General features: G+C 42.6%; 1 pseudogene. It reads right to left on the bottom strand.

The features are described from left to right. Positions 1-371, bottom strand: a pseudogene (locus AVZ68_RS19510) (RNA-guided endonuclease InsQ/TnpB family protein); the annotation flags it as partial.

Genomic DNA, 371 nt, shown 5'->3' on the forward strand with positions numbered 1-371 from the left:
GATCCCAAGGTCGATGCCCAAGACTTCCTCCGTTACCTCTTGCTTGTCAAACTCTTCTTCAAGCCCAACCGCTACATACCAATACTTCCCGTCAAATGATACTCTTGGATTGGTGTACGTTACTCCTATCGGTAGTTGTTCACATGTCTTCACCCACCCAACTTTCTCGATCAGAACTTTCTTTGGTTTGACTTTTAGTTTCACGTTGTCGTTGTAAAACGACGGTTTGGTTTTTCGTTTTGACTTAAACCTCGGGAATTTCGCTTGCCCTTTAAAGAACCGTTTAAATGAACCGCAGGCATCCTTGACTGCTTGTTTGGTAACGTTATTCGAAACATCACCCATCCACTTGAAATTTTCCAGTTTCTTTA

Source organism: Shouchella shacheensis (assembly GCF_001484965.1).
Classification (GTDB): domain Bacteria; phylum Bacillota; class Bacilli; order Bacillales; family Bacillaceae_D; genus Shouchella; species Shouchella shacheensis.